The 5,716-nt window shown below is 63.7% G+C and carries 5 protein-coding genes; 4 read left to right on the forward strand and 1 reads right to left on the reverse strand.

Features of this window, described 5'->3' with window-relative positions:
* From ABZU74_RS33820 to ABZU74_RS33835, 4 genes are all read left to right on the forward strand, one after another.
* Positions 1 to 2,407, forward strand: a 2,407-nt coding sequence (locus ABZU74_RS33820; protein WP_355432796.1) for an RHS repeat-associated core domain-containing protein, incomplete at its 5' end; no start/stop codon positions are given.
* 170 nt (positions 2,408 to 2,577) lie between these two features.
* A complete protein-coding gene (locus ABZU74_RS33825; protein ID WP_355432799.1) occupies positions 2,578 to 2,910 on the forward strand; it encodes a hypothetical protein in 333 nt (110 codons plus the stop codon).
* A gap of 122 nt (positions 2,911 to 3,032) precedes the next feature.
* Positions 3,033 to 3,818, forward strand: a complete 786-nt coding sequence (locus tag ABZU74_RS33830; RefSeq protein ID WP_355432802.1) for a DUF4184 family protein — start codon at positions 3,033 to 3,035, stop codon at positions 3,816 to 3,818.
* A gap of 192 nt (positions 3,819 to 4,010) precedes the next feature.
* A complete protein-coding gene (locus tag ABZU74_RS33835) occupies positions 4,011 to 4,133 on the forward strand; it encodes a hypothetical protein (protein WP_355432805.1) in 123 nt (40 codons plus the stop codon).
* Between the two features lie 316 nt (positions 4,134 to 4,449).
* Here the strand turns inward: ABZU74_RS33835 and ABZU74_RS33840 are convergent, their stop codons facing one another.
* Positions 4,450 to 5,463, reverse strand: a complete 1,014-nt coding sequence (locus ABZU74_RS33840) for an integrase core domain-containing protein (protein ID WP_355432808.1) — start codon at positions 5,461 to 5,463, stop codon at positions 4,450 to 4,452.
* Positions 5,464 to 5,716: the final 253 nt, after the last annotated feature.

Raw genomic sequence — 5,716 nt, forward strand, 5'->3', positions numbered from 1 at the left:
CTGGCAGTTGAACGTGCCCCAGGCGGGCACCTACCAGGTGTACGCCCGCTTCCCGACGGTGTCCGGGGCGGCCACCGACGCGAAGTACACGGTCACCTCCAGTGCGGGCCCGACGGTGAAGACGGTGAACCAGAGCGCCGGCGCTGGCACCTGGGTCAGCCTCGGCTCGTTCAGCTTCGCTGAGGGCAACGCCCAGAAGGTGACCCTGTCGGATCAGGCCACCGGCACGGTCGTCGCCGACGCGGTGAAACTCGTCCGGGACAACTCCGCCGACGTCGACAACGAGAAGCACGACTACAGCTACCGGTACGACACCAACGGCAACCTGACCACGATCACGGACGCCAGCCCGGACACCCGGGTGGACAGCTACGCGGTGACGTACACCGGGTTGAACCAGGTCGAGAAGGTCACCGAGTCGAAGTCGGGCGCGACGGTGAACTCGACGTCGTTCACCTACAACGAGAACAGCGCGCCGCTGACCACCGACCACGACAAGCAGTACTCGTCCTACCAGTACGACGCCCGGAACCTGGTGTCGGAGGTGACCAACGGCAAGTCGGCCACCGACGCGTCGGCGAAGGTGACGACGTACACCTACACCGACCGGGCGGAAAAGCTGCGGGAGGTCAAGGGCAACAGCAACACCGTCGACTACACGTACTTCCTCGACGGGCGGCTGAAGTCCCAGACAGAGAAGAAGCCCAACGAAACCCTGGTTTCCGAATCGACCCTCGACTACGACCTCAACGGCAACCGCTCACACGACGTCACGAAGAAGATGAACGCCGACAACCACGGCGCTTACCTGACCACGACCAGTGACTTCACCTACGACCCACGGGACCGGCTCGCGGGGTTGACGAAGACCGGTGACGGCGCGGGCACGGAAACGTACGTGCACGACGCGAACAGCAACGTCACCAGCCAGACGGTGAAGGGCACCACGACGGCGTTCAACTACGAGCGCAACCGGCTGCTGACCGCGGCGACCGGGGGCTCGACGGCGTCGTACAACTACGACCCGTTCGGCCGCCTGGACACCGTCACCGCCGCCGGAACGGTGATCGAGCGCAACGTGTACGACGGCTTCGACCACGTCGTCGAGAACCGCAAGAACAACGGCACCGCCACGTCGGTCACGAAGTACACGTTCGACCCGATGGACCGCACGACGACCAAGACCACCGACGCCGGCGGTGCCAAGGCCAAGACCACCACGTTCAACTACCTCGGCCTATCCGGTGAGGTCCTGGACGAGGAGGTCGCCGGGAAGCTGACCAAGTCCTACCAGTACTCCCCATGGGGTCAGCGGCTGTCGCAGGTCACCCACAACGCCGACGGTACAAGCGAGGACGGCTACTACGGCTACAACCCGCACACCGACGTCGAGACCCTGACCGACAAGACCGGCGACACCAAGGCCACCTACGGCTACACCGCCTACGGCAAGAACGACGACACCCAGTTCACGGGCATCGACAAGCCCGACGCGGCGGACCCGACGAAGGAGCCGTACAACGCCTACCGGTACAACGCCAAACGCTGGGACCAAGGCTCCGGCAACTACGACATGGGCTTCCGCGACTACAGCCCAGGCCTCAACCGGTTCCTGTCCCGCGACAGCTACAACGGCGCCCTGGCCGACATGAAGCTGGGTATCGATCCTTGGACCGGCAACCGGTACGCGTTCTGCGGGGGCAACCCGATCTCGGGCGTGGAGCTGGATGGTCACATTCCGTTGGGGCCGGACGATCAAGCCTTGATTGCTGCTGCCAGCGCTCAAGTTGATGCTCCTGATATCCCGGTTGTCGATCAACTCCTCGAATATTCCGACACGGTGAAGGCGACTGCCGCCGCTGCTGGGGTCGATCCAGCCACTGTGATGGGGCTCTTGATCAAGGAGAGCAGCCTTCGGACGATGGGAGGTGGGGCGGCCAGGACCTACGAGGCCGGGCAGGTGAGACTGGATAAGCTGGGCGTCTGGTCAGCTCTGGTCGGCCACGGTCCTTCGATTGGCATGTGCCAGATGCAAGAAGCTACATTCAATAAGACGGCGGAGCAGCACCCCGAGGTCTTTGCAGGTCGGGCCTGGGAGGAGATGGTCAACGATGACGAGCTTGCCATCACCGCTATGACCTATCAGGTGAAGATGCTGCAGGAAGCTGCCGAGACGAAGAGTAACAACACTGTGTTGACGACGGACCAGCTCGTGGCCGTCGGTTACAACCAAGGGCAAGACTCGATGGTTGAGATGATGACGTCGGGCAACCTGAACGACGATGCGCGGAAATACGTGTACGGCCAAGATGTCAGACCAGGCTACTCGGACTTCAGATCAACCACGGAGTTTGCCTGGGGCGGGTGGAAGCACACTGTGTTTAATCCTGGGTGGTTGATAATGTAACTGTCATGACCAGTGCTCATGAGGCCCGCGCTGTCCGACCGACGGCGCGGGCCGTCAGTTCTCCGGCAGTGTGGATATTGTCGATCTCTCTCGTTGTCTCCCTGGCCACTCTCACCGGTTGTATCGGGCAGCGGAGGGCCGTCGCCGATCTTAAGAAATGCTCGTCGCGAGTGAGTATCGACGGGTACCGGGAGGTTGACTCGTACGTAGACAGGGCGTCGTGGAACGTCGCGTATGTCGGGCCTCCGGAAGCTGATCCGCTGAAACTTCTGACCGGGGATGTTGTCGACGTTTCCCCTGTCGATGAATCGCCAGACGGCCCATTCGCTGTCATCGGTGAAGGCAGCGTCAATGGTGCTGCATACTGCAAATTCTTCACCAAGCGGTGGAACAAGCCGACCGGGCCGACCGTCGTCGTGAAAGTCGACCAAGCGGCTTCCGAGAACATCGCAAGTGGCAGAGAGCAGCTTCTCCTTCTCTCCTTCATTTCTATTAGCGATTAGAGATGATGCGAAGCGCCGGCGCCCAGCACCGGGGTGATCGCGTAGTCAGGCGGTGGGTGCCCTGAGTTGGTGGGAGTTGGGGGTCTGCGGGGCGTTCGGCGCGAATCATCGAGGCTAACCCGATGCTGCTATTTCGAAGCTTTGGAAGGATGGGAAACTCGTCCATGCCGTTGACCTTTCCGTCGCATCCGGGCGCAGTGCTTCCGCTCAAGCTCTGGCGTCCCCGCTGGTTCGATGGGGTAGCGCTGACGACCGGAGCGATTGCACCTGACGTCAGATACGCATTCCTTGGGTTTGGTCCGGATTGGCAGAGCCATACTGCGTCGGCGCTGGTGTGGTGGTGTCTGCCCGTTGCGCTGCTCGGTGCATGGCTTATTCGCGCATCCATCGCCACGATCGCAGCCCACCTACCCAACCTTGGTCCTCTCGCACTCGGCGACTATGGAGTGCTGACGAAGGTGCGCCATCCCTGGCAGATTACCGCCGGTTGCGCAATGGTCGGCGCGGCAAGTCACATCGGCTGGGACCATATGACGCACACTGTGGCATGGCTGCGTATCGTGTTCGATATCGAATGGAGCCAGGTCAGCGGCGTCGCCTGGTGGACGGTGTCGGACATCGCCAGCAGCCTTCTCGGCGCGCTGGCTACCGTCGGCGTCGCTGTCGTAGTCGGCCGTCGTCGGTTGCTTCGTGCCTGGCATGGTAAACCACCACTGGTCCTCACTCACCCGAGAATCTTCTGGTCCGTCGTGGGCGGCGTTTCAAGTATCGGATACACCCTGACACCTCTGATGCCCGCTGCGGAACTACCGTCGGCGACTATCGTGCGGCTGCTTTGTGTAACAGCAAGCGCCCTGCTAGCCGCCGCCATGGCGGTGCAAGCCAGAAATGCTTACCTACTAAAGTGAATTCAGCGTTCCCCGGCTCGTCTCTCGCCTCAACATCGAGCGGCGCGCTGTGCGCTTGTACCGCGAGTCGGACCCAAACCGGTCATCCGGCGCCTGGCCGCGCACCTCGGCGTGCATCATGAGGCGTTGCGGTAATGGATCCGTCAGGCCGAGGCCGACGCGCGTGGGCGCACCGATCGGCCCAGCAGCGAGATGGCCGAGGAGAACCGCCGGCTGCGCAGGGAAGTCGCCGAGCTGCGGCGGGCGAACGAAATCCTGAAGGCGGCGAGCGCGTATTTCGCGGCGGAGCTGGACCCGACCCGGCGGCGGTCATGAACCGCGCAACGGTCTACCTGCAGGACGGCTATGGCCGGCCCATCGAGACCACCAACGCCAAGAACCAGACCACCAAGCTCGGCTGGGACGACGACCACAACGTCACCCGTCTCGAAGAGGCCAACGGCGCCCCCATCGACCTGGACCTACGACGCCAAGACCGGTTACCCGACCGAGATCAAGGACGCCGAGGCGGTCAAGAACGGCACTCCCGGCACGGTGCTGACCTACCAGCGCCAGCTCAACGGCTACGTCGCCGACCTGTACGGTGCCAAAACTCTGTTTCAGGCTTGTGAGCTGCGAATTTGCGAGGAGCTCAAGCTGCCCGGTGGTACTCGTTGATCACGCCGTTCAGGACGCGGCGTCGCCGGATCGGCTTGTCGATCGCGACGACCATACCGGGGTCGTAGTCGGGTGGATGCTGGTCCAGGCTCTGGTGTGGCCGGTGCCGGTCGAAGTGGTCCTCATAGTGGCGTAACACCGTGCGGGCGTGCTGTTCGTTGTAGATCAGGACCCGGTCGGTGCACTCGGCCCGGACACTGCCCACGAAGCGTTCCGCGAACGCGTTCGCCCGGGGCGTGCGCGGCGGAGTCTTCAGCACGTCGGTGCCTTGGCGGCGAACACCGTGTCGAACGACGCGGTGAACTTTGGCGTTGCGGTCGCGGATCAGGAACCGGCACAGTGTCATACGGTCGCCGAGGTTCAGCACCAGGTTGGGGGCCTGCTGGGTAGTCCAGGCGGCGGTCGGGTGGGCGGTGACGCCGAGGATGTGCACCCGTCGGGTCGTGATCTCCATGACGAACAGCACATACAACCGCCGCAGCGTGACGGTGTCGATGTGGACGTAGTCGGTCGCCAGCAGGCCGGACGCCTGCGCGCGCAGGAACGTCCTCCAGTTGGTGTCGATCTCGGATGGGGCAGGACCGCGCTTCGAGCTGGCGAGGATGCGACGGATGGTGCCAGCGCCGACCCGATGGCCGAGCCCGACGAGTTCGCCTTGGAGGCGCCGGTGCCCCAGCCGGGATTCTCCCTGGCCAGGCGCAGGATCAGGTCCCGGACGTCGTCGCTGATCGATGGTCGTCCGGGCCGGTTCGGGTAGGTCCAGTGCCGGCGGACCAGCCGGCGGTGCCAGGCCAGCAGGGTGGCTGGGGGTAACGATCCGATGCCTCCAGAGTTCCCGTGGCAGTGCCCGGACCAGCGCGGACAACACTGCCCGCTCCGGCCACGACAGGCGCGGCCGACCGACCCGACGGCGTAGCACCGCCACCTCGTGGCGCAGCACCGGGAACTCTGCGGCCAGCGTGGACCCGCTGCGCGTGGCCAGCGGCAATCAGCCGAACATCCGCACCGCATTCAGGTACAGCAGCCGAACCAACACGCCTGCCATCCTGCGTCATTGTCGCGAAACAGCAGCTCACACCCTGTGCGACGAGTTTTGGCACGGAACAGGATGTCGAGCCGCGCCAAGATCGTGATAACTGAGGGTGACTGCATGGGCGACCGAATTGCCGCGCGTATCGCGGCATAGCGGTTGCTCTACCTGAGATCTTCGATCGACGTGTGGGCCGCAGCTTCACGTTCGG

It is taken from the genome of Micromonospora sp. NPDC005171 (assembly GCF_040608575.1).
Lineage (GTDB): Bacteria > Actinomycetota > Actinomycetes > Mycobacteriales > Micromonosporaceae > Micromonospora.

Bases quoted from the DNA above. Each gene is read 5' to 3' on its own strand.
- ABZU74_RS33830 (WP_355432802.1), top strand. From the start codon at position 3,033: ATGCTGCTATTTCGAAGCTTTGGAAGGATGGGAAACTCGTCCATGCCG.
- ABZU74_RS33835 (WP_355432805.1), top strand. From the start codon at position 4,011: ATGGCCGAGGAGAACCGCCGGCTGCGCAGGGAAGTCGCCGAGCTGCGG.